General features: G+C 68.9%; 2 protein-coding genes and 1 pseudogene. All 3 read left to right on the top strand.

Annotated elements, in window-relative coordinates:
- The coding region (locus AB0M52_RS33790) for a hypothetical protein (RefSeq protein WP_363961940.1) at window positions 1-205 on the top strand (205 nt) is incomplete at its 5' end.
- A gap of 88 nt (window positions 206-293) precedes the next feature.
- Window positions 294-812 (top strand): DinB family protein, encoded by a 519-nt coding sequence (locus AB0M52_RS33785; protein WP_363961938.1) that lies wholly within the window; start codon window positions 294-296, stop codon window positions 810-812.
- 261 nt (window positions 813-1073) lie between these two features.
- Window positions 1074-1653 (top strand): annotated as a pseudogene (locus tag AB0M52_RS33780) (metalloprotease); the annotation flags it as partial.

Here is a 1653-nt window from a genome sequence, read left to right as displayed (position 1 = left end):
GTCGGCGTACTGCCAGCAGGTGCTGACCGTGGTTCCCCGGGCGCTCGGGCCCCGGGTCGGCAAGCAGGTGCAGCAGGTGATCAAGGCGGGCGAGGCGCAGGCACTCGGCGTCGACCCCATCATCAACGAGTTCTCCACCAGCGTCATCGTGGAGCAGAACGTCGAGATCAACCGGATGCGCGAGGTGCTGGCCAACGGCAAGTAGCTCCTGCCCGGGCTGGCCACCGGCCCGGCGGTCCTCAATTGTCGGTGTCAGCCGATAGCGTCCGGCTGACGCCGACGAGAGGGCTGCCATGGCCGAGACGACGCTGAGCCCCGAGCGGGCCGACCTGCTGCAGTCGTTGCAGCGACACCGCTTCTTCCTCCGCAACACCGCCCGGAATCTGACCGACGAACAGGCCGGCGCGCGGAGCACCGTGAGCGAGCTGTGCATCGGTGGGCTGATCAAGCACGTCGCCGGCACCGAACGGGCCTGGGTGGACTTCATCGTGGACGGCCCCGCGGCAATGCGGCCCCCCGCCGATCCGGCGGGATACGCGCGTTACGCGGAGTCGTTCCGGATGATGCCGGGCGACACCCTGGCCGGCGTGCTCGCGGCGTACGACGAGGTCGCCAGCCGCACCGACGACCTCGTCCGCACCCTGCCGGACCTGGACGCCAGCCAGCCGCTGCCCGAGGCGCCCTGGTTCGAGCCGGGCGCCCGCTGGTCCGCACGTCGGGTGCTGCTGCACGTCATCGCCGAGACGTCCCAGCACGCCGGCCACGCCGACATCATCCGAGAGGCCATCGACGGTGCCAAATCGATGGGCTGACGGTGCCGCGCCGACCGGATCGGCCAAGCGGCCAGGCAGGCGGACGGGCGCGACAGACGTAGGAGTCATCGATGTAGATATTTAAACACTAGTCGGATGACCCGCCCCTGAGCTGCACCGTAGCGTCGAGGCGATTCACTTCGCACGGTCTCAATTACGGACCGTGATTGCCGGGGCGGGGCGTTGCGGACAACCCGTGGCGTGACCGCACCGGCGGTGGTGAATTGGCGCTCATGCCTTCCAACCCCCGAAGGAGCAGCGGTGCACCTGCATCCCCGTTCATCTCGTGGCCGACGCAACGCCGCGTTGCTGTTGTCCACCACCCTCGTCGTCTCTCTGACCTCGCTATCCACGCCCGCCTCGGCCGCGCCGGAGGAGGCAGCGGGTAAGTCGAACCCGATCTTCCTCACCGGCCCGAACGAAGGCGCCCCGGACAACATCGCCATCAACTACCTGCGGGCGAACCCGGTCCAGTACGGCGTGACCGCCGGCGACCTCAGTGACCTCGCCATCTTGTCGAAGTACACCAGCCGGCACAACGGCGTCACCCATGTCAACCTGGCCCAACGCCACGAGAACCTGGAGGTGTTCGGGGCCACGGCCACGGTGAACATCGCCAAGGACGGCAGTGTCATCTTCGTCGGTGACACGCTGGAGTCCGGCCTGTCGCAGAACGGGTCCGGCGCAGCCTCCCTGGACGCGGTCGAGGCGGTGGAGGCGGCGGCCGACGCGCTGGATCTGGCCGCGCCGAAGAACTCCCGGGTGATGAGCCGGGCCGGTGGCGCGGCGCAGAAGACCGTGGTCTCCGGCAGCGGCATCTCGGAAGAGCCGATCCCGGCGA

Origin of the sequence: Micromonospora sp. NPDC051296 (genome assembly GCF_040682255.1) — a bacterium.
In the GTDB taxonomy this organism is placed as follows: Bacteria; Actinomycetota; Actinomycetes; order Mycobacteriales; family Micromonosporaceae; genus Micromonospora; species Micromonospora craterilacus.
This window is presented reverse-complemented; position numbering and strand designations above follow the sequence as displayed.

Bases quoted from the DNA above. Each gene is read 5' to 3' on its own strand.
- AB0M52_RS33785 (WP_363961938.1), top strand. From the start codon at position 294: ATGGCCGAGACGACGCTGAGCCCCGAGCGGGCCGACCTGCTGCAGTCG.